Raw genomic sequence first — 18,742 nt, forward strand, 5'->3', positions numbered from 1 at the left:
GCGCAAGCCTTTGGCTCAAAGCGCGAGGGGGGGAACATGAGATCCGATTTTGACTTTGACAAAAAGCGCAAAATGGCAGTGGGAACGAGCGGCGAGGTAGAGTTTCGCTTCCGGGATTTTGTGGTCGAACCAGGAAAATCCGTATCACTCAAAAAAGATTTCGACCCGGATTTTACCGGAGGATTTGACGACAAGGCCGGTGCACTCGAACATCTCGCGGCAAACGTGGAGGACCTGGCCGCAATGCAGGAAATGCTCTACGCCCAGGATACCTATTCCCTGCTCATCATCTTTCAAGCCATGGATGCCGCTGGCAAGGACGGCGCGATACGTCACGTCATGTCCGGCATCAATCCCCAGGGCTGCCAGGTGACACCCTTCAAGTCCCCCTCAGCCGAGGAGCTTGATCACGACTACCTTTGGCGGGCTTCGAAGGCGCTGCCCGCACGCGGCATGATCGGCATATTCAACCGATCCTACTACGAGGAAGTGCTCGTCGTTAGAGTGCATCCCGAATACCTGGCGAAACAAAAGATCCCGCCGACGACCCGGGAAGGGGACATTTGGAAAGGGCGGTTCAAGGAAATAAACAACTACGAAAAGTACCTCCGTCACAACGGCACCATTGTCTTGAAGTTTTTCCTCAATGTTTCCAAGAAAGAGCAAAAGAAACGTTTTCTTTCCCGGATCGACGTCGCTGAAAAAAATTGGAAGTTCTCTGCGGCCGACTACGAGGAACGAAAGTACTGGGACGACTATCAAAAGGCGTTTGAGCAGATGCTCGAAAACACAAGCACGGAGTGGGCTCCATGGTTTGTCATTCCAGCGGACAACAAGTGGTTTGCTCGTCTTGCGGTGTCGCAAGTGGTGTCGTCCGCTCTCGAGCGGCTGGATCTGAGCATGCCCGTTATCGACGACAAGCAGAAGAAGCGTTTGATGGATATTCGTGGCCAGCTTTTGGCTGAAGAGTGATGGTGTGAAGCTGATGGAACACGTCGCGGACGGTGCGTAAACTTGCCGTTTTGCCTGGATCGTCGATGTCCGCAATCCAGACGCAGGAGCGCTATCCCAATTCTGTCACCATCCCCGCGCCTGCCACCTTGGCCTCCCTCACCGCCCATGCTAACAAATCGCCCATGAAAAATGGTGATCATCTCTTCCTCGTCGACGGCTCCGGTTTTATCTTCCGGGCTTTTCATGCGCTGCCGGCGCTGACACGCAAATCCGACAAGCTGCCGGTGGGCGCTGTCTCCGGTTTCTGCAACATGTTGTGGAAGCTGCTGGCCGATGCGCGCAACACCGATGTGGGCGTGACGCCGACGCATTTTGCCGTGATTTTCGACTATTCGGCGACCACATTCCGCAAGCAGATCTATCCCGAATACAAGGCCAACCGCTCCGCACCGCCGGAGGACCTGATCCCGCAATTCGGGCTGATCCGCGAAGCAACCCGCGCCTTCAACCTGCCCTGCATCGAGATCGAGGGCTACGAGGCCGACGACATCATCGCCACCTATGCGCGCCAGGCCGAGGCCACGGGTGCCGAGACCACCATCATCTCGTCCGACAAGGACTTGATGCAGCTGGTGACCGAGCGGGTGCACATGTACGACCCGATGAAGGACAAGCAGATCTCGATTGCAGAAGTGATCGAGAAATGGGGCGTGCCGCCGGAAAAGATGATCGACCTGCAGGCGCTGACCGGCGATTCCACCGACAACGTGCCCGGCATTCCCGGCATTGGCCCGAAGACCGCGGCGCAGTTGCTGGAAACCTTCGGCACGCTCGAGGCGCTGATGGAGCGCGCCCACGAGATCAAGCAGGACAAGCGTCGCGAAAGCATCATCGCCGGCCGCGAGCTGGTGAAGATTTCCAAGCAGCTGGTGACCCTGAAGGTGGACACGCCGGTGACCGACGGGCTCGACGATCTGGCGCTCGAGGCGCAGGACGGGCCCAAACTGGTCGGCTTCCTCAAGACGATGGAATTCACCACGCTGACCCGCCGTGTCGCCGAAGCCACAGGCGTCGATGCCGCACTGATCGAGCCCGCCAATGTTCCCGTCGTCTGGGATGGCGCCGCCCGCGGCCCGGATCTCGACACTGCTGGTTCAAAGGGGGGCGAGGCCATTCCGCCCGCCGCCGGCACGCCGAATGCCGAGGCCTACACCACCACCACCAAGGACCCGGTCGCCGAGGATGCCTCGAAGCTGGCGCTATCGCGCGCCGAGTTCTTTGCCACCCATCCCATCGATCACACCACCTACGAGACGGTGCGCGACGGCGACCAGCTGGCGCACTGGGTCGCCATGGCGCGCGAGGCCGGCGTCGTCGGCTTCGACACCGAAACCACCTCGCTCGACCCGATGCAGGCCGAGCTTGCCGGCATTTCGCTGGCTGTGGCCGACAACACGGTTTCGCCGCGCGGCGATGTGATCCGCGCCTGCTATATTCCCCTGAGCCACAAGACCGGCCGCGGCGACCTCTTGGGCGGCGGCATGGCGGAAGGGCAGATCCCGCTGCGCGAAGCGCTGGACCTGCTCAAGCCGCTGCTGGAAGACGCTTCGGTGCTGGTGGTCGGCCAGAATGTCAAATACGACTGGCTGGTGATGAAGCGCCACGGCATCGCCATCAACAGCTTCGATGACACGATGCTGATGTCCTACGTGCTCGACGGCGGCGGCAACACGACCCACGGCATGGATTCGCTCGCCGAGCGCTGGCTGGGCCACACGCCGGTCGCCTACAAGGACGTGGCAGGCTCGGGCAAGTCTTCGGTCACCTTCGACATGGTGCCGATCGACAAGGCGACGATCTATGCCGCCGAAGATGCCGACGTGACGCTGAGGCTCTGGCATGTGCTGAAGCCGCGGCTGGTCGCCAAGGGTTTGACGCGCATCTATGAGCGGCTGGAGCGGCCCTTGGTCGACGTGCTGGCACGAATGGAAGAGCGCGGCATTTCGGTGGACCGGCAGATCCTGTCGCGGCTGTCCGGCGAGCTGGCACAATCGGCCGCCCGTATCGAGAGCGAGATCTACGAACTGGCCGGCGAGCGCTTCAACATCGGCTCGCCAAAACAGCTCGGCGATATCCTGTTCGGCAAGATGGGCCTCGATTCCGGCGGCGGCAAGACCAAGACCGGCCAGTGGTCGACCTCGGTGCAGGTGCTGGAAGACCTGGCCGCGACCGGCCACGAGCTGCCCCGCAAGATCGTCGACTGGCGGCAGCTGACCAAGTTGAAATCGACCTATACCGACTCGCTGCCGGGCTATATCCATCCCGACACCAAGCGCGTCCACACCTCCTATGCGATGGCGGCGACGACGACCGGACGGCTGGCCTCGTCGGAACCCAACCTGCAGAACATTCCGGTGCGCACGGCCGAAGGCCGCAAGATCCGCACTGCCTTCATCGCAGAGCCCGGCAACGTGCTGGTGTCGGCCGACTACAGCCAGATCGAGCTGAGGGTACTCGCCCATACCGCCGATATCCCGCAGCTCCGGCAGGCCTTTGCCGACGGCATCGACATCCACGCGATGACGGCATCGGAGATGTTCGGTGTGCCGGTCGCGGGCATGCCGTCGGATGTTCGGCGGCGTGCCAAGGCGATCAATTTCGGCATCATCTACGGCATCTCGGCCTTCGGGCTTGCCAACCAGCTCAGTATCGAGCGGTCCGAAGCCGGCGACTACATCAAGAAGTATTTCGAGCGCTTCCCCGGCATCAAGGACTACATGGAGCAGGCGAAATCGCAGGCGCGCGATCTCGGCTATGTCGAGACGATCTTCGGCCGGCGGATCAATTTCCCGGAAATCCGCTCGACCAATCCGTCGGTGCGCTCATTCAACGAGCGAGCCTCGATCAATGCCCCGATCCAGGGCTCGGCCGCCGACATCATCCGCCGGGCGATGATCAAGATGGAGCCTGCGCTCGATGCGGCGAAGATCAATGCCCGCATGCTGCTGCAGGTGCATGACGAACTGATCTTCGAGACCTCCGAGGCAGAAGCCGAAAAGGCGATCCCTGTGATCAAGCAGGTGATGGAAAACGCCACCTTCCCGGTCATCCAGATGGAGCCGGCGCTGGCTGTGGATGCACGGGCGGCCAGGAACTGGGATGAGGCACACTAGAGCCGGAAGGACTCTAGGCGCCGCGTCTGTCTTCGGTCAGCAGTTCTTCCAGTTTCGCGGCTGAATCAGCCCAGGAATATTTACGGGCGTTCTCGAGGGCAAGTTTCTGCCGCTCGGGATAGCCAGCCATATCGGCAAGAACGCCGTTCATCTTCTCCAGGCAATCCTCGGGCTTGCCTGGGTCGAAGAATTTGCCTGCGCTGCCGGCAACCTCGCGAAGAATGTCGATATCGGAAACGATCGCCGGCGTACCATGGGCGTTCGCCTCGAGGATGGGCAGGCAGAAACCTTCCCTCAGCGAGGTCACGACCAGGGCGTTTGACTGCTTGTATTCAAGCAGAAGGCGTTCATCGTCAACGGCGCCGAGCGAGTGAAAGTTGGCAAGCGGGCCATGCTTGGCCAGCCAGTCCGCCACGATGCTGCTGGGATCGCGGCCAATCCAGTTGACCTGCAAGGGAATGCCACGGCTTTCGGCCAGGCGCAGCGCCTCCAGCAGGCAACCGACATTCTTGGTGCCTTCGACATTGGCCACATAGAGGACCCGGCCGTTTCGCGCCTGGGCGAGTGCATCCGCTTCGTGCATCGGCAGGAACTTGGACGCCTCCTTGACGATGCGCACCTTCGACCGGCTGCGGCCGATCAGCTTCAGAGCATCCTCGAAAGTCGCGTCCGACACACAGACGACACGTTTGCTGACCAGCGCATAGATCGACAGCATGATTTTCGTGTAAAGAACATGCAGGCGCGGCCTGTAGCGGGCATCGACATCATACATGTCATGGATGACGATGGTCTGGCCGACGAACGGCAAGACACTGCCCTGTGGCGTGGTCGAGATATAGTCCCTTGCTTTGCGTGACCTTGCCTTGAAGCTGGCAACGACATGCGCGAGGATGCTGTAGATCTTGAACGGAATGGATCCGCGCACAAAAATCGGCACGATTTCAATGTTCGGGTGTTTGGTGAAAGCCGGGAAGATTTCCCCTACCGCATTGGTGAGAAACAGGATTTTGCGGTCGGCATGAAGCGTCGCATAGGCCGAGACAAGGCTTTCCGTGTAGCTGGACAGTCCCGTTATCTTCTGTGGTGTGGTTGAAATGAAGGAGAACGATATCGTGGCGCGATCGCCGGTTTTTCCAGATTCATTCATTCGACAGCAGCCATCCCATCCAATGTGTGCATTGCAGCATTAATCTAGCCGAGCGAGCGGCGATGCGCTACGGAATTATTCCGACGATACAGATCAGCCTTCTTGCTCGACGCAACTGCTATCGTGTTAATGAGAGACAGGATGATGAAAAGCCCGGAAGAACACCTCAGCGCCAATTGCCCGGTGATGGCCGAACTGGTCGCCCGTCATGGCCCTTGCACGCTGATGGCTCGGGATTACCAGCCCTTCGAGACGCTTGCCGCCGCGATCGTCGGACAGCAGCTTTCGGTCAAGGCTGCCGACACGATCGAGAAGCGTGTGCTCAACGTGATCGGTGGATGCTGGAGCGCCGATGGCATCCTGGCCGCCGAGCCGGAGCGCCTGCGCGAATGCGGCATTTCCAACGCCAAGGTCAAATATATAAGGGCGCTGGCCGAGCGCATCGCAGCCGGCACGATGGATTTCGATGCCATGGCGGCGGAGCCGGACGATGAGGTGGCGATCAAGGAATTGGTCACGCTTCCCGGCATCGGCAGGTGGACGGCGGAGATGTTCCTGATCTTCGGGCTCAAGCGGCCCGACGTACTGTCGCACGGCGATGTCGGTTTGCAGCGCGCCGTGCGTTTGCTCTATGGCGAGGACAAGACGCTGGCTGACGTTGCGGATCGCTGGGCGCCCTATCGCTCGATCGCTTCCTGGTATTTGTGGCAGCATCTGGACGCCGCGCCGATTGAATAGTTCAATTTCTTCTTGATAACTATTATTGGTCAGCTCATATTAATCGCCAGAGGTGATCGCATGGCCCACAGTGTTGAACTTGGAAATCTGGAGGCGGTGGTAACGCAGCTCGTCGAGAGCGGCCGCTACAATTCGAAAAGCGAGGTTCTTCGGGAAGGCGTTCGTCTTGTCGAGGAGCGCGAGAAGCGCCTCGCCGCCCTGGACGCGGCGCTTGCCAGAGGATTGGCGGATGTCGAGGCGGGGCGGGTCAAGCCGCTTCGTGAAGTCGCAGACCGCCTGATGGCAAAATACCAACGTATGGCGGACGAGCGCGGCGGATGATTGTTGTTATCACCGACGAAGCCGAAGCAGATCTTGAAGCGATCGCGGACTACATTGCCGCTGACAACCCGCAACGTAGCGCAACCTTTGTCAAAGAACTGGTAGATCGCTGCTATGGCCTGTCGGATATGCCGCGCAGATTTCCATTGGTGCCACGTTACGAACATACCAATATCCGCCGTCTTGTTCACGAGGATTACCTGATTTTCTATCGGATCGATGTGGATGCAATCAACATCCTGCATATCATCAACGGTTCGGTGGATTATGTGCGGAGACTTTTTCCTGAAGAATAGCACCGTCCGCCGCCAGCGCATAAAAACACCTCTGCGTCCTGGCATCCCTTTTCGTCACCGCAATCAGCCCCAAATCGGATGACAACGTCTCCACCTGGCGCAGCACCAGCGCGTGGCTGACGTCCAGCGCCTTGGCAAAGGCGATGCTGTCATGGGCGATATCGAGCCGGATCGCGGCCAGCACCCCGGCTGCAAGCGACGAAAGGCGACCGTCGGCCTGCATCAACGCCTCGACCTCGGCCATGTAGGCGGCCACAGCGCCGTCATCGCTCATGCGGCGACGGATGCCTGTGCGCGGGCGCGGAACGACACCAGCACCGACTTCGAAGCCGGCGTATCGCTTTCCGAGCCGAAGGTCGACAACGGCACCAGCACGTTGAGCTCGGGATAATAGCCGGCGACACAGCCGCGCGGAATGTCATAAGGCACCAGCCGGAAATCCTCTGCAATGCGCGAGATGCCGTCGTCGTGCTTACCGATGACATCAACCCGGTCGCCGGCCTTGGCGCCGAGCTGGTCGAGATCCTTCGGGTTGACGAAGACGACGCGGCGCTCGCCATAGACGCCGCGATAGCGGTCATCCATGCCATAGATCGTAGTGTTATACTGGTCATGCGAGCGGAAGGTCTGCATGACGAAGACACCGTCCTCGCCGCGTGCCATCTGGTGTTCGGTCGCTTCCGGCAAGGCAACGGTCGAGAAGGTGGCGCGGGTGGCCGGCGTGTTCCATTCGCGGTGGGCGGCCGAGTTGCGCAGGTGGAAGCCGCGCGGCTTGCGGACGCGGGTGTTGTAGTCCTCGAAGCCCGGAATGGTGCGGGCGATCATGTCACGGACGAGGTCATAGTCGTCGCAAACCGCCGCCCAATCGACCTTGGCCGAGCCGACAGTGGCGGCTGCAATACCGGCGACAATCTGCACTTCCGAGCGCAGCTCCGGCGAGGCCGGCTTGTTGATACCGCCCGAACCATGCACCATGCTCATCGAATCCTCGACGGTGACGATCTGGCTGACGCCTTTGGAATTCCTGTCGATCTCGGTGCGGCCCAGGCACGGCAGGATGTAGCCGGACTCGCCCGGCAACAGATGCGAGTGGTTAAGCTTGGTGGCGATGTGAACGGTCAGCTTCTGCGATGACAGTGCCTTGGCAATCAGTGCGCTGTCGGGGGTGGCGCGGGCGAAATTGCCACCGAGGCCGATGAAAGCCTGTGCCGAACCATCGAGCATGGCGCCGATGGCGCCCAGAACATTGTGACCATTCTTGCGCGGCACGGCAAAATCAAACTCGCGCTCCAACGCATCGAGGAAGGCCGGCGGCGCCTTCTCATTGATGCCGACGGTGCGATCGCCCTGGACATTCGAATGGCCGCGGACCGGGCAAACGCCGGCGCCGGGACGGCCGACATTGCCGCGCAGGAACATGAAGTTGGAGATTTCGCGGATCGTCGCGACGGAATGGCGATGCTGGGTGACGCCCATCGCCCAGGTGCAGATGACGCTGTCGGCGGCGAGATAGACGGCAGCAGCCTCTTCGATCTGTTCACGCGTCAGGCCGGACTGGTCGACAATCTGCTCCCAGCTTGTGGCTTCGACTGCAGCCCGGTAGCCCGCGAAGTCGGCGGTATGCTCGGCCAGGAAGGCATGATCAAGGACCGAGGCCTTGCCGGCTGCCAAGGCGGCATCATCGGCAGCGAAGACGACCTTGGCCATGCCGCGAACGGCAGCCATGTCGCCGCCCAGTTGCGGCTGGTAATAATGGCTGGCGATCTCGGTGGAACCGCCACGCAGCATTTCCAGCTTGCTCTGCGGATCGGAGAAGCGCTCGAGGCCACGTTCCCGTACAGGATTGAAGACGACGACGCGGGCGCCACGCATGGCAGCACGACGCAGATCGCCCAGCATGCGCGGATGGTTGGTACCGGGATTCTGACCGATGACGAAGATCGCGTCCGCCTTCTCGAAATCGCCGAGGGTGACGGTGCCCTTGCCGATGCCGATGGAGTGGCGAAGTGCCACGCCGCTGGCCTCGTGGCACATGTTCGAGCAATCGGGAAAATTGTTGGTGCCGTAGAGCCGGACGAACAGCTGATAGAGGAAGGCTGCCTCGTTGCTGGCGCGGCCGGAGGTGTAGAATTCGGCGCGATCGGGATGGTCCAGACCATTGAGGATGCCGCCGATCTCGGCGAATGCCTGCTGCCAGGCAACCGGCTGGTAGGTGTCCGTGGCCGCGTCATAGCGCATCGGATGCGTCAACCGGCCCTCGTGCTCCAGATCATAATCGCTCCAGCCACGCAGTTCAGAGACGGTGTGTGACGCGAAAAAGTCGGGGCGGACGCGCTTTTCCGTCGCTTCCCAGGCCACGGCCTTGACGCCGTTTTCGCAGAATTCGAACGACGAGCCATGTTCCGGATCGCCCCAGGCGCAGCCCGGGCAATCGAAGCCGTCGGGCTGGTTGGCCTTCAGCATGGTCCGGGCGCCTGCGAGCGGCGAGCCGCTTTCCATCAGCCGCTTGCCGCAGCTTTTCAACGCGCCCCAGCCACCTGCCGCGGAAGAGCGCTTGCCGATGAAGTCGGAATTGGACATGCGGGACAGCCTTTCAGCAGGAGATTGTGCGTTGCAATATAGTGCAGGAATGCGCTGAGATGAAGGAGTTCTGGTACTTTTTCAACGCTTTGACGCGGATATATGCGCGCGATTGTTCCTTGGCTCTCGCCTGCCTGCGGCTGCACAGTTCGCAAATGCGTTAAAACATGAGTATTATCAGAAGGGTTTTGGCGAGAGCGCCTTTACTTTACCGTCACCTTGCCAATGAAATCGTCCGGCGTGAACAATTCCATCGTGCCGAAGCCGCGGATCTCGTGTTCGCCGAGAGGGCGGAGCGTGCGCGAACTTTCCTTGGCCGCTGCCGGGCCGATGCAGATGGTGGTGCCCAGGAACTTGTTGGCGTCCTGCAGGCGGGCGGCGAGATTGATGGCATTGCCATGGGCGGTATAGTCAAGCTTGCCGGCCATGCCGACCTCGCCCAGCACCGCCAGGCCTGTCTCGATGCCGATGCGGGTTCGGCCGAACTCCTGCACCTTGAAGTCCAGCCTCAGACGCATCTCCTCGGTCAGCCGTGAAATGGTCAGCGCGCATTCGATGGCCTTGTTGACGTGGTCATCGAGATCCTGCGGAGCATTGAAGAAGGCGTGCACCGCATCGCCGACGATCTTGTCGACCATGCCACCATGATCCGACACCAGCTTGGTGACCTCGGCGAAATAGACGTTGAGCAGGCTGACCAGCACCTGCGGATGCACCCGGCCGGCGAGATTCGAGAACGCTTCGATATCGGTGAACAGAGCCGTGACCTGACGCTCCTCGCCGGTTGCCGGCTTGGCATTGGGATTGTCGATATAGCGATCGACGACCGATTGCGGCAGATACTGCGCGAAGCGCTGGCGGGCGGTGCGTTCGGCACGCCTTGTCTCGGCAAATTGCGAAAACGCGGTGACCAGCAGCACCAGCACCAGCGCCAGCGCCACGGTGAAGCCGTCGATCAGCCAGGCGGTGCGCGCATAGACGACCAGCGAAATGCCGATCGACAGCGCGATGACGACGAGACCTCCGAGCGCGATTGTCCAGGGCCGGAAACGCACGGTCAGCAGCGCGATGGCCAGGCCAGCCAGCAACACGAAACCCGCCTCGAAATCGAGGAACATGTCGTCGCGGGTGGGGACGAAATTCTCGATCAGCGAATTGGCGAGGTCGGCATGCAATTGCACCGAGGCGACCAGGGGTTCAGCCGCGCTGGAGCGCAGGCCGCCGAGATTAGGCAATGACGAGCCGACGAAGACGATCTTGCCCTTGAAGAAATCCTTGGGCGGATTGTCGGCCATGACATCGGCGGCCGAAACGGTACGCTTGGCGATGGCGGCGCGATCACTCGCCACGAAGCGCAGGCTGCCATCCTCGGCGAGACTATAGAGTTCGCGGCCAAGCTTCAGCCATGGTGGCGTGCCGCCGAGGATCGGCGTCTTGACCTTCATCAGCCGGCGAACGGCTTCGACACCGAGCGCAGGAAAGGGATCGGCACCGAGAATGGAAAAGGCCTGGGCACGGCGGACCAGCGAATCTTCGTCACCGATCAAGAAGGAAGCGGCAGCACTTTTGGCCGACTTCTGGAAGATCGGGCAGGAGACTTCAGCGCCGCCCAGAAACCAGATTTCCGGCACGGTCAATGATTTGGCGATGGCCAGCGGCGGCAGGGGCTGGGGCGGTTTTCCCTCGACATCCGACAGCAGGAAACCAAGCACCGTCGGCGCCTTGGCGAGCGCGGCGGCCAGCGACTGGTTGGCGCGAGAACTTTCGTCACAATCGGTGGAGAATATCAGATCGAAGGCGATGACTGCCGGTTTCTGTGCGGCGATCTTCTCCACAAGGGACGCTGTGTCGATGCGCTGCCACTTCTGGTCCTGAGCCAGCGAGAAGGCCTTGCGATCGATATCGACGACGGCAATGTCGGTGCTTTGTTCGAGCGGAAAGAGCTGCGTCAGGCGGTCGAAATACAGTTCGCGGCTACCCTCGAGCGACGTCTCCGGCACGAAGGCGACCAGAAACGCGGCAACGATGCTTGCGAGGATGCCGATATGAAGCGGGCGGACGCGAAAGTTCATCGGACGTTTTTACACGCTGTGCCGGTGAATTGCCGATTGTATTTGTCAGTTCCCATGCGCCCCCGCTAGCCTCGCTCAAAGCGTATGTCAGTCGTCGTCGGGCTCGGCAAGGTGCAACAGCCGGCCCACATTGCAATCTATCACATTGCCCTGACGTTTGATGGCGCCGTGTTCTTCGAGGGAAAGTATCGAGCGGTTGATTTTGGGACGCGACGCACCAAGGATGCCGGCGATCTCGGTCTGGCTGAGCGCGATATGCAAGTTGGCGTGATCCGGCAGTTCTTCGCCGTGGATCTGGCGCAACGTCGCCAGAAAGAAGCGGGCCACGCGGGAATCGAGATCGTAGAGTGCGATCGTCTCCAGCTGATCGGTGGTCTCGCGCAGCCGCTTGCAGAGATAGCGCATCACGGCTTCAGCCGCATCCGGATTGCGGGTGATCAGCGCCATGAACTCGTTCTTGCCGATAACATAGCCCTCAGTGGCGATCGACGCTGTCGCATCGGCCGAGCGGGGCTCGCCGTCGAGCACGGCCATTTCGCCCAGCAGGGTGCCGGGTTCGAGATGGCGCAGCGACAATTCCTTGCCCTGGGCGGTGATCAGCGACAGCTTGATGCGGCCTTCGGTGACCAGGATCATGTAGTTGCCGTCGTCGCCACGCTGGAAGATCACGGTGCCTGCCGTCCACCGACGCCACTGCGCCAGTGCGGCGACCTCGGCCACCAGTTCCTTGGTGAATTCCTCGAAGATTGGGAACGAGCGCCAGAAAGCCGGGCTCTTGTTGATCTCTGCCATGTCGTCTTCATCCCCCTGTCGCACCCGCCTGCCAAGACTACAGGAGGCACGGAAAATGTTAAGTGCAATTCGGCGTGGTCGTTCATGCATCTATGCTAAATCGCTGCATAATTTCATGTTCGGTATTGCAACAGCGAATGGCGCGATTAGAATTGCTGATGGCTGCCGCGGGTCCCACTATCCCGGACAGGCAAAGCGGAGCTGAAGCTCCCACAAAAGGTCGAGCCTAAACAAGGGGACAACAATGACCGATGAACTTTCCTACCTCAGCCGCCGCGTCGTATCGGGCAAACTGAGCCGCCGTGATTTTCTCGGTCGCGCCGCAGCGCTCGGCGTCGGCGCAGCCTTCGCCAACGGGCTGATCTCGACCGCGGCTCTGGCCGCCGGCCCGGTCAAGGGCGGCATCCTGAAGGCCGGCATGCAGGGTGGCTCGGCGACAGACAGCCTGGACCCGGCATCGTGGCAGAGCCAGGTGCCGTATTTCTACGGTCGCCAATGGGCCGAGCAGTTGGTGCAGGTCGATGCCAAGGGCGTCGTGCAGCCGGCGCTCGCCGAAGAATGGGGCGCATCCAAGGACGCCAAGGTCTGGACCTTCAAGATCCGCAAGGGCGTGCAGTTCCACAACGGCAAGGAAATGACCCCGGCCGACGTGCTGGCGACCATGGAGCGCCATTCGGACGCCAAGTCCAAGTCCGGCGCACTGGGCATCATGCAGGGTATCGACAAGGTGTCCGTCGATGGCCAGAACATCGTCTTCGCGCTCAAGGAAGCCAATGCCGACCTGCCGTTCCTGCTTGACGACTACCACCTGATGATCCAGCCGAATGGCGGCAAGGACAATCCGACCGAAGGCATCGGGACAGGCCCCTACAAGATCGCCGAGAACAATGTCGGTGTCCGCCTTGTCGGCGAGAAATTTGCCAACTACTGGCGTGACGACCGTGGCCATGCCGACCAGATCGAAATCATCGTCATCAATGACGCCACTGCCCGCACCTCGGCGTTGCAGGGCGGCCAGGTGCACATGATCAACCGCGTCGAGCCGAAGATCGTCGACCTGATCAAGCGCGTGCCGGGCATCACCATCCAGAACGTCGCTGGCAAGGGCCACTATGTGTTCATCGCCCATTGCAACACCGCACCGTTCGACAACAACGACCTGAGGCTGGCGCTGAAATACGCTGTCGACCGCGAGGAAATGGTCCAGAAGATCCTGATGGGCTACGGCTCGGTCGGCAACGACACGCCAATCAACAAGTCCTATCCGCTGTTTACCGAAATGGAACAGCGCAAGTACGATCCGGACAAGGCGGCCTTCCACTACAAGAAGTCGGGCCATTCGGGTTCCGTGCTGTTCCGCACCTCCGACGTCGCCTTCCCGGGCGCCATCGATGCTGCCCAGCTTTACCAGCAGAGCGCTGCAAAGGCCGGCATCACCATCGAAGTCAAGCGCGAACCCGGCGACGGCTATTGGTCGGAAGTCTGGAACAAGCAGCCCTTCTCGGCCTCCTATTGGGGCGGCCGTCCGACCCAGGACCAGATGTATTCCACCGCCTACTACTCCAAGGCCGACTGGAACGACACACGCTTCTTCAACGAAAAGTTCGACAAGATGCTGTTTGCGGCACGCGCCGAACTCGACCCGGACAAGCGCAAACAGATCTATGCCGACATGGGCACGATCGTGAACCAGGAAGGCGGCGTGATCGCCCCGATGTTCAACGACTTCATCGACGCAACCGGTCCGCAGGTCGGCGGCTGGACGGCCGATGGCAACCAGGAAATGATGGGCGGCTACGCACTTTCCAAGTGCTGGCTCGCGGCTTGATGGCCGTGCGCCCATGTCCTCTCCTATCGTGAGACTCATTGCCCAGCGCGTCGCGCTGGGCATCCTGCTGTTGTTCGCCGTTTCGGTGCTGATCTTCGTCGGCACGCAGATCCTGCCGGGCGACGTGGCACAATCCATCCTCGGCCAGTCCGCGACCCCTGTGGCGCTCGCCAACCTGCGTGAATCGCTGGGGCTTAACGATCCGGCCTATGTCCGGTATTTCCGCTGGCTGTGGGGCATACTGCATGGCGATCTCGGCAAGTCGCTAACCAGCGGGCTGGATATTGCCAAGTCGATCAAGGAGCGGCTGTGGAACACATTGTTCCTGGCGTTCTGGGCGGCCATCGTCGCCATTCCGCTGGCGATCATCCTCGGGTTGACGGCAGTGCGCTATCGCAACGGCCCGGTCGACAAGCTGATCACCGGCGTCGCGCTGGCCTCCACCTCGGTGCCGGAATTCTTCATCGGCTATCTGCTGGTCTATTTCTTCGCCGTCAAATTTCAACTCTTTCCCGGTATCTCGACGGTCTATGACGGCATGCCGTTCATCGAAAAGATGAAGGCGATCGCGCTGCCGGCTGCGGCGCTGACGCTGGTGGTGCTGGCGCATATGATGCGCATGACGCGGGCGACCATCCTCAATGTCATGCAGTCCGCCTATATCGAGACGGCGGAACTCAAGGGGCTCACCGCCTTCGAGATCATCCGCAAGCATGCCTTCCCAAATGCGATCGCGCCGATCATCAATGTGGTGATGCTGAACCTCGCCTATCTCGTGGTTGGCGTTGTCGTGGTCGAGGTGATCTTCGTCTATCCCGGCATGGGCCAATATCTCGTCGACCACGTTGCCAAGCGTGACGTACCGGTCGTGCAGGCAGTCGGGCTGATCTTTGCTTCGGTCTATATCCTTCTCAACATGATTGCTGATGTGGCGTCCATTCTCGCCAATCCGCGTCTCAGGCATCCGAAGTGAGGGCGGCTGATGTTTAGACGTATCCCGCCCGGCGCGCTCATCGGTCTTGTCATCACCGCGCTGTTCCTGCTGGTGGCGATCTTCGCCCAATTCATCGCGCCCTATGGCCTCGGCGACATCGCCGGCGGCGTCTGGGAGCCGATGTCGGCGAAGTTCCCGTTCGGCACCGACAATCTCGGCCGCGACCTGCTGTCGCGGATGATCTATGGCGCCCAGACCACCATCCTGATTGCCATATTGGCCACCACGCTGTCGTTTTCGATGGGCGCGATTCTCGGCTTTGCGGCCGCCGTCATGGGTGGCTGGTTCGACATGCTGGTGTCGCGCTTCGTCGATTTGCTGATGGCGATCCCGACGCTGATCTTCGGCCTTGTGGTGCTGTCGGTGCTGCCGTCGAACATCGTCACGCTGATCCTGGTGATGGGCGTGCTCGACTCCACACGTGTCTATCGCCTGTCGCGGGCGGTCGCCGTCGATCTCAATGTCATGGATTTCGTCGAGGCAGCGAAACTGCGCGGCGAAGGCAAGATCTGGGTGATCTTTGCCGAGATCCTGCCTAATGCGCTGTCGCCACTGGTGTCCGAACTCGGCCTGCGTTTCATCTATGCCGTGCTGTTTCTTTCGGCGCTGTCGTTCCTCGGTCTCGGCGTCCAGCCGCCGGAAGCGGATTGGGGCGGCATGGTCAAGGAAAACAAGGACGGTATCGTGTTTGGCATTCCCGCAGCCCTGATTCCGGCGGCGGCGATTGCCATCCTGGCGATCTCGGTCAACCTCGTCGCCGACTGGATCCTCAACCGAACCACCGATCTCAAGGGAGGGCGCGGCAATGGCTGACACTTTGCTCGACATCCGCAACCTCCGCATCGAGGCGACGGTCTATCCACCCGGCGAGTTGCCCAAGAACGTGCTGATCGTCGACGACGTGTCGCTGACGCTCGAAAAAGGCAAGGTGCTGGGGTTGATCGGCGAATCCGGCGCGGGCAAGTCGACCATCGGCCTCTCCTCGATGGGATTTGGCCGTGGCGGCGTGCGGATCACCGGCGGCGAGGTCATCCTCAATGGCCGCGACATCCTCAAGCAGGGCAAGAACGGCATCCGCAAGCTGCGTGGCAAGGAAGTCTGCTACGTCGCGCAGTCGGCGGCCGCAGCCTTCAATCCCGCCCAGCGGCTGATGGAACAGGTGGTGGAGGCCGCGCTCAAGCACGGCGTTGCCAATCGTGCCGCAGCCGAAAAGCGGGCGATTGCACTGTTCAAGAAGCTCAGCCTGCCCGACCCCGAAAACATCGGCCGGCGCTATCCGCACCAGGTCTCGGGCGGCCAGTTGCAGCGGGTGATGACGGCCATGGCGCTCTGCCCAGAACCGGATCTGATCGTCTTCGACGAGCCGACCACGGCGCTTGACGTGACAACCCAGATCGACGTGCTGGCGGCCATCAAGGATGCGATCCGCGACACGCATGTGGCCGCACTCTACATCACCCACGATCTGGCCGTGGTGGCGCAGGTGGCCGACGAAATCATGGTGCTCAGGCATGGCAAGCTGGTTGAGAAGGGCACTACATACGAGATCATCAAGGAACCGAAGCAGCTTTACACGCAGCAACTGGTCGCCGTGCACCGGATCGAGCATGAGGAAAAGCAGCCTTCGCCCAAGCCGATCCTGTCGGTGAAAAATGTCACCGCATCCTATGGCCGCGGCATCGTCAAGGTGCTCGACAATGTCACGGTCGATATCCATCCCGGCCAGACGCTGGCGGTGGTCGGCGAGTCCGGCTCAGGCAAATCGACACTGGCACGCGCCATCACCGGCCTGTTGCCGCCGTCGGATGGCGAGATCACCTTTGATGGGCGCAAGCTATCACGCCGGCTTTCCGACCGGACGAAGAATGATCTGCGTGAATTGCAGATGATCTACCAGATGGCCGATGTGGCGATGAATCCGCGCCATACGGTCGGCACGATCATCGGCCGGCCGCTGACCTTCTATTTCGGGCTCAGGGGTACCGAACGCGACAAGCGCGTCGCCGAGTTGCTCGAAGAGATCGAAATGGGCAAGGGCTTCATCGATCGCTACCCAGCCGAGCTCTCCGGCGGACAGAAGCAGCGTGTCTGCATTGCGCGGGCGCTGGCGGCAAAGCCGAAGCTGATCATCTGCGACGAGGTGACGTCGGCGCTCGATCCGCTGGTCGCCAACGGCATCCTCAAGCTGCTGCTCAATCTGCAGAAGGTCGAGCAGGTCGCCTACCTCTTCATCACCCACGACCTCGCAACCGTGCGCTCGATCGCCGACTCGATCGCGGTGATGTATCGCGGCAGGGTGGTGCGCTATGGGTCGAAGAGTCAGGTGCTGACCCCGCCTTTCGACGACTATACCGACCTGCTGTTGTCGTCCGTGCCGGAGATGGAAATCGGCTGGCTGGAGAAGGCGATCTCGGGGCGCAAGATGGCGAGTGCGGGGAATTGAGGGTTTAGCACCCAAGATGCGATATCAATGTGATCGACTGTGGCTCACGTCGTGTTGGCGATGCCGCGTCGAGCGCTATGATCCCGGAAATCCACTCCATGAGCCTGGTCAGTGCCAGTCCTTCTGCTTCGGCGCGAAGCTCGGGCAGACGGTCTATTCTTACTGCACCCACACTGACGTATAGCCGCTCGTATCCGACATTCGGGTTCGGTGGCCAAAAATGCGCATCGAAAAGCCGCTTTCCCGGCCCACGAACAAGGTATGTATCAATCGACAATCCGGCTGCTTGCAATGACCGATCCAAAACGGCAGGCCGCAGGATAAACCCATATCCCTTTCCTATCTTTTCGGTTTTCGAGTCCATCGGCCCTCAATCCACAGGATGTACCACCTCAGCCGCAGCCCTGATCTTCGCCGGATCGACCGGTGCATGATGCGAATGCGTCCATTCCTTCCGCCCCAGCGCTTTTATGCCGTCAACGATCCTCGAAAAACTTTCCCGTGCCCGCGCCACCGAATGGCGGGCTCGGAGATAACCGTGCACCAACCCGGCCTCCTCATGCCACCACGCCTTGCCGCCGGCGGCCAGCACTCGGTCGCGATAAGCCTCGCCATCCGATGACAGCGGGTCGCATTCGGCTGAAATGATGATCGTCGGCGGCAGATTGGAGAAGTCGCTATCGACGAGCGGCATATAGGAGACATCTCGCGAGACGTCCTTTCCGCCGGTGCGGATATCCTTGTAGAAGATCAGGTCGCGCATGGTCAGCATCGGCGCTTCGGCATGGGTGACGTAGGATCCCCGCGACGTGTCACCGCCGAGGCCGGGATAGATCAGCATCTGGCCGATCGGCTTGCGCGGATGATTGCGGGTGCGATGCGTCAGGGCTGCGGCGAGATTGCCGCCGGCGCTGTCGCCGGCCAGCACCATCGGCAGCGAATAGGCTTCGGCTGCCCATTTGAAGGCTGTCATGCAGTCGTCGAAGGATGCGGGGTGCTTGTGCTCGGGTGCCAGCCGGTAATCGACCGAGACGACCTCGTAGCCGGTGCGATGACAAATCTCGGCGCAGACGTCGTCATGGCTTTCGAGCCCGCCGACGACAAAGCCGCCGCCGTGGAAATACAACACCAAGGCATGGGTATCGTAGCGCATGGCGCGATAGCGGCGGATAGGGATCTTGTGGCCGTCGGGTGCCTTGATCTCCTTGGTCTCGGCAGAGACGCCATCCGGATAGCCCGAGAAAAACTCGCGGCACATGCGATCATAGACTTCGCGCTGCTGGACGATGGTGTAGTCGATCGTATCGGGCGGATAGAAGGAATTGGTACGGTCGATGAACGCCCAGGTCTCGTCGTCGATCAAAGCCTGATAGTTCGTCATGACAATCCTCCCCAAAATGC

Annotated in this window: 15 protein-coding genes; 9 read left to right on the forward strand and 6 right to left on the reverse strand. The window is 60.9% G+C overall.

Going from position 1 to position 18,742, the window contains the following annotated elements:
* Nucleotides 1–36 precede the first annotated feature (36 nt).
* Nucleotides 37–972 carry a polyphosphate kinase 2 family protein gene (locus ACXHRN_RS21090; protein ID WP_488638259.1) on the forward strand — a complete coding sequence of 312 codons (936 nt, stop codon included), beginning with the start codon at nt 37–39 and terminating at the stop codon, nt 970–972.
* A 164-nt stretch (nt 973–1,136) separates the two neighbouring features.
* The gene (gene polA, locus ACXHRN_RS21095; RefSeq protein WP_488641967.1) at nt 1,137–4,127 is read left to right on the forward strand and encodes a DNA polymerase I; all 2,991 of its coding nucleotides are present in this window, start codon (nt 1,137–1,139) and stop codon (nt 4,125–4,127) included.
* 13 nt (nt 4,128–4,140) lie between these two features.
* Here polA and ACXHRN_RS21100 read toward each other — a convergent pair whose 3' ends face one another.
* Entirely contained in the window at nt 4,141–5,277 is a 1,137-nt protein-coding gene (locus ACXHRN_RS21100; RefSeq protein ID WP_488638260.1) for a glycosyltransferase, read from the reverse strand.
* 141 nt (nt 5,278–5,418) lie between these two features.
* Between ACXHRN_RS21100 and ACXHRN_RS21105 the strand changes: the two genes are divergently transcribed.
* The 3 genes from ACXHRN_RS21105 to ACXHRN_RS21115 are packed head-to-tail and all read left to right on the forward strand — an operon-like array spanning nt 5,419 to nt 6,632.
* Nucleotides 5,419–6,015 (forward strand): DNA-3-methyladenine glycosylase family protein, encoded by a 597-nt coding sequence (locus tag ACXHRN_RS21105; protein WP_488638261.1) that lies wholly within the window; start codon nt 5,419–5,421, stop codon nt 6,013–6,015.
* A gap of 60 nt (nt 6,016–6,075) precedes the next feature.
* On the forward strand, nt 6,076–6,336 hold the full coding sequence (locus ACXHRN_RS21110) for a type II toxin-antitoxin system ParD family antitoxin (RefSeq protein WP_488638262.1): 261 nt from the start codon (nt 6,076–6,078) through the stop codon (nt 6,334–6,336).
* Complete coding sequence (locus tag ACXHRN_RS21115; RefSeq protein ID WP_488638263.1) at nt 6,333–6,632, forward strand: type II toxin-antitoxin system RelE/ParE family toxin; 300 nt, start codon at nt 6,333–6,335, stop codon at nt 6,630–6,632. Before ACXHRN_RS21110 ends, ACXHRN_RS21115 begins: the two co-directional genes overlap by 4 nt.
* On the opposite strand, the gene ACXHRN_RS21120 is transcribed toward ACXHRN_RS21115, so the two are convergent.
* From ACXHRN_RS21120 to ACXHRN_RS21135, 4 genes are all read right to left on the reverse strand, one after another.
* On the reverse strand, nt 6,586–6,906 hold the full coding sequence (locus ACXHRN_RS21120) for a hypothetical protein (RefSeq protein WP_488638264.1): 321 nt from the start codon (nt 6,904–6,906) through the stop codon (nt 6,586–6,588). The genes ACXHRN_RS21115 and ACXHRN_RS21120 overlap by 47 nt on opposite strands.
* Nucleotides 6,903–9,212: an FdhF/YdeP family oxidoreductase gene (locus ACXHRN_RS21125; protein WP_488638265.1), complete on the reverse strand. Its 2,310-nt coding sequence runs from the start codon at nt 9,210–9,212 to the stop codon at nt 6,903–6,905. The genes ACXHRN_RS21120 and ACXHRN_RS21125 overlap by 4 nt, the downstream gene beginning before the upstream one ends.
* 203 nt (nt 9,213–9,415) lie before the next feature.
* Nucleotides 9,416–11,284 (reverse strand): CHASE2 domain-containing protein, encoded by a 1,869-nt coding sequence (locus ACXHRN_RS21130; protein WP_488638266.1) that lies wholly within the window; start codon nt 11,282–11,284, stop codon nt 9,416–9,418.
* 87 nt (nt 11,285–11,371) lie between these two features.
* Complete coding sequence (locus tag ACXHRN_RS21135; RefSeq protein ID WP_488638267.1) at nt 11,372–12,076, reverse strand: Crp/Fnr family transcriptional regulator; 705 nt, start codon at nt 12,074–12,076, stop codon at nt 11,372–11,374.
* Nucleotides 12,077–12,320: 244 nt separating this feature from the next.
* On the opposite strand from ACXHRN_RS21135, the gene ACXHRN_RS21140 reads away from it, so the two are divergent.
* Genes ACXHRN_RS21140 through ACXHRN_RS21155 form a run of 4 tightly spaced genes read left to right on the forward strand, consistent with a single transcriptional unit; the run spans nt 12,321 to nt 17,341 of the window.
* The gene (locus tag ACXHRN_RS21140; RefSeq protein WP_488638268.1) at nt 12,321–13,904 is read left to right on the forward strand and encodes an ABC transporter substrate-binding protein; all 1,584 of its coding nucleotides are present in this window, start codon (nt 12,321–12,323) and stop codon (nt 13,902–13,904) included.
* Nucleotides 13,905–13,917: 13 nt separating this feature from the next.
* On the forward strand, nt 13,918–14,877 hold the full coding sequence (locus ACXHRN_RS21145; protein ID WP_488638269.1) for an ABC transporter permease: 960 nt from the start codon (nt 13,918–13,920) through the stop codon (nt 14,875–14,877).
* A 6-nt stretch (nt 14,878–14,883) separates the two neighbouring features.
* Entirely contained in the window at nt 14,884–15,711 is an 828-nt protein-coding gene (locus ACXHRN_RS21150; protein ID WP_488641968.1) for an ABC transporter permease, read from the forward strand.
* A complete protein-coding gene (locus ACXHRN_RS21155; RefSeq protein WP_488638270.1) occupies nt 15,704–17,341 on the forward strand; it encodes an ABC transporter ATP-binding protein in 1,638 nt (545 codons plus the stop codon). Before ACXHRN_RS21150 ends, ACXHRN_RS21155 begins: the two co-directional genes overlap by 8 nt.
* Nucleotides 17,342–17,711: 370 nt before the next feature.
* On the opposite strand, the gene ACXHRN_RS21160 is transcribed toward ACXHRN_RS21155, so the two are convergent.
* The gene (locus ACXHRN_RS21160; RefSeq protein ID WP_488638271.1) at nt 17,712–18,722 is read right to left on the reverse strand and encodes an alpha/beta hydrolase; all 1,011 of its coding nucleotides are present in this window, start codon (nt 18,720–18,722) and stop codon (nt 17,712–17,714) included.
* Between the last annotated feature and the right edge of the window lie 20 nt (nt 18,723–18,742).

This window comes from Shinella sp. OV683 (genome assembly GCF_057787725.1).

Coding starts and splice junctions, on each gene's coding strand:
- ACXHRN_RS21090 (WP_488638259.1), top strand. CDS start 37: ATGAGATCCGATTTTGACTTTGACAAAAAGCGCAAAATGGCAGTGGGA.
- polA (WP_488641967.1), top strand. CDS start 1,137: ATGAAAAATGGTGATCATCTCTTCCTCGTCGACGGCTCCGGTTTTATC.
- ACXHRN_RS21100 (WP_488638260.1), bottom strand. CDS start 5,277: ATGAATGAATCTGGAAAAACCGGCGATCGCGCCACGATATCGTTCTCC.
- ACXHRN_RS21105 (WP_488638261.1), top strand. CDS start 5,419: ATGATGAAAAGCCCGGAAGAACACCTCAGCGCCAATTGCCCGGTGATG.
- ACXHRN_RS21110 (WP_488638262.1), top strand. CDS start 6,076: ATGGCCCACAGTGTTGAACTTGGAAATCTGGAGGCGGTGGTAACGCAG.
- ACXHRN_RS21115 (WP_488638263.1), top strand. CDS start 6,333: ATGATTGTTGTTATCACCGACGAAGCCGAAGCAGATCTTGAAGCGATC.
- ACXHRN_RS21120 (WP_488638264.1), bottom strand. CDS start 6,906: ATGAGCGATGACGGCGCTGTGGCCGCCTACATGGCCGAGGTCGAGGCG.
- ACXHRN_RS21125 (WP_488638265.1), bottom strand. CDS start 9,212: ATGTCCAATTCCGACTTCATCGGCAAGCGCTCTTCCGCGGCAGGTGGC.
- ACXHRN_RS21130 (WP_488638266.1), bottom strand. CDS start 11,284: ATGAACTTTCGCGTCCGCCCGCTTCATATCGGCATCCTCGCAAGCATC.
- ACXHRN_RS21135 (WP_488638267.1), bottom strand. CDS start 12,076: ATGGCAGAGATCAACAAGAGCCCGGCTTTCTGGCGCTCGTTCCCAATC.
- ACXHRN_RS21140 (WP_488638268.1), top strand. CDS start 12,321: ATGACCGATGAACTTTCCTACCTCAGCCGCCGCGTCGTATCGGGCAAA.
- ACXHRN_RS21145 (WP_488638269.1), top strand. CDS start 13,918: ATGTCCTCTCCTATCGTGAGACTCATTGCCCAGCGCGTCGCGCTGGGC.
- ACXHRN_RS21155 (WP_488638270.1), top strand. CDS start 15,704: ATGGCTGACACTTTGCTCGACATCCGCAACCTCCGCATCGAGGCGACG.
- ACXHRN_RS21160 (WP_488638271.1), bottom strand. CDS start 18,722: ATGACGAACTATCAGGCTTTGATCGACGACGAGACCTGGGCGTTCATC.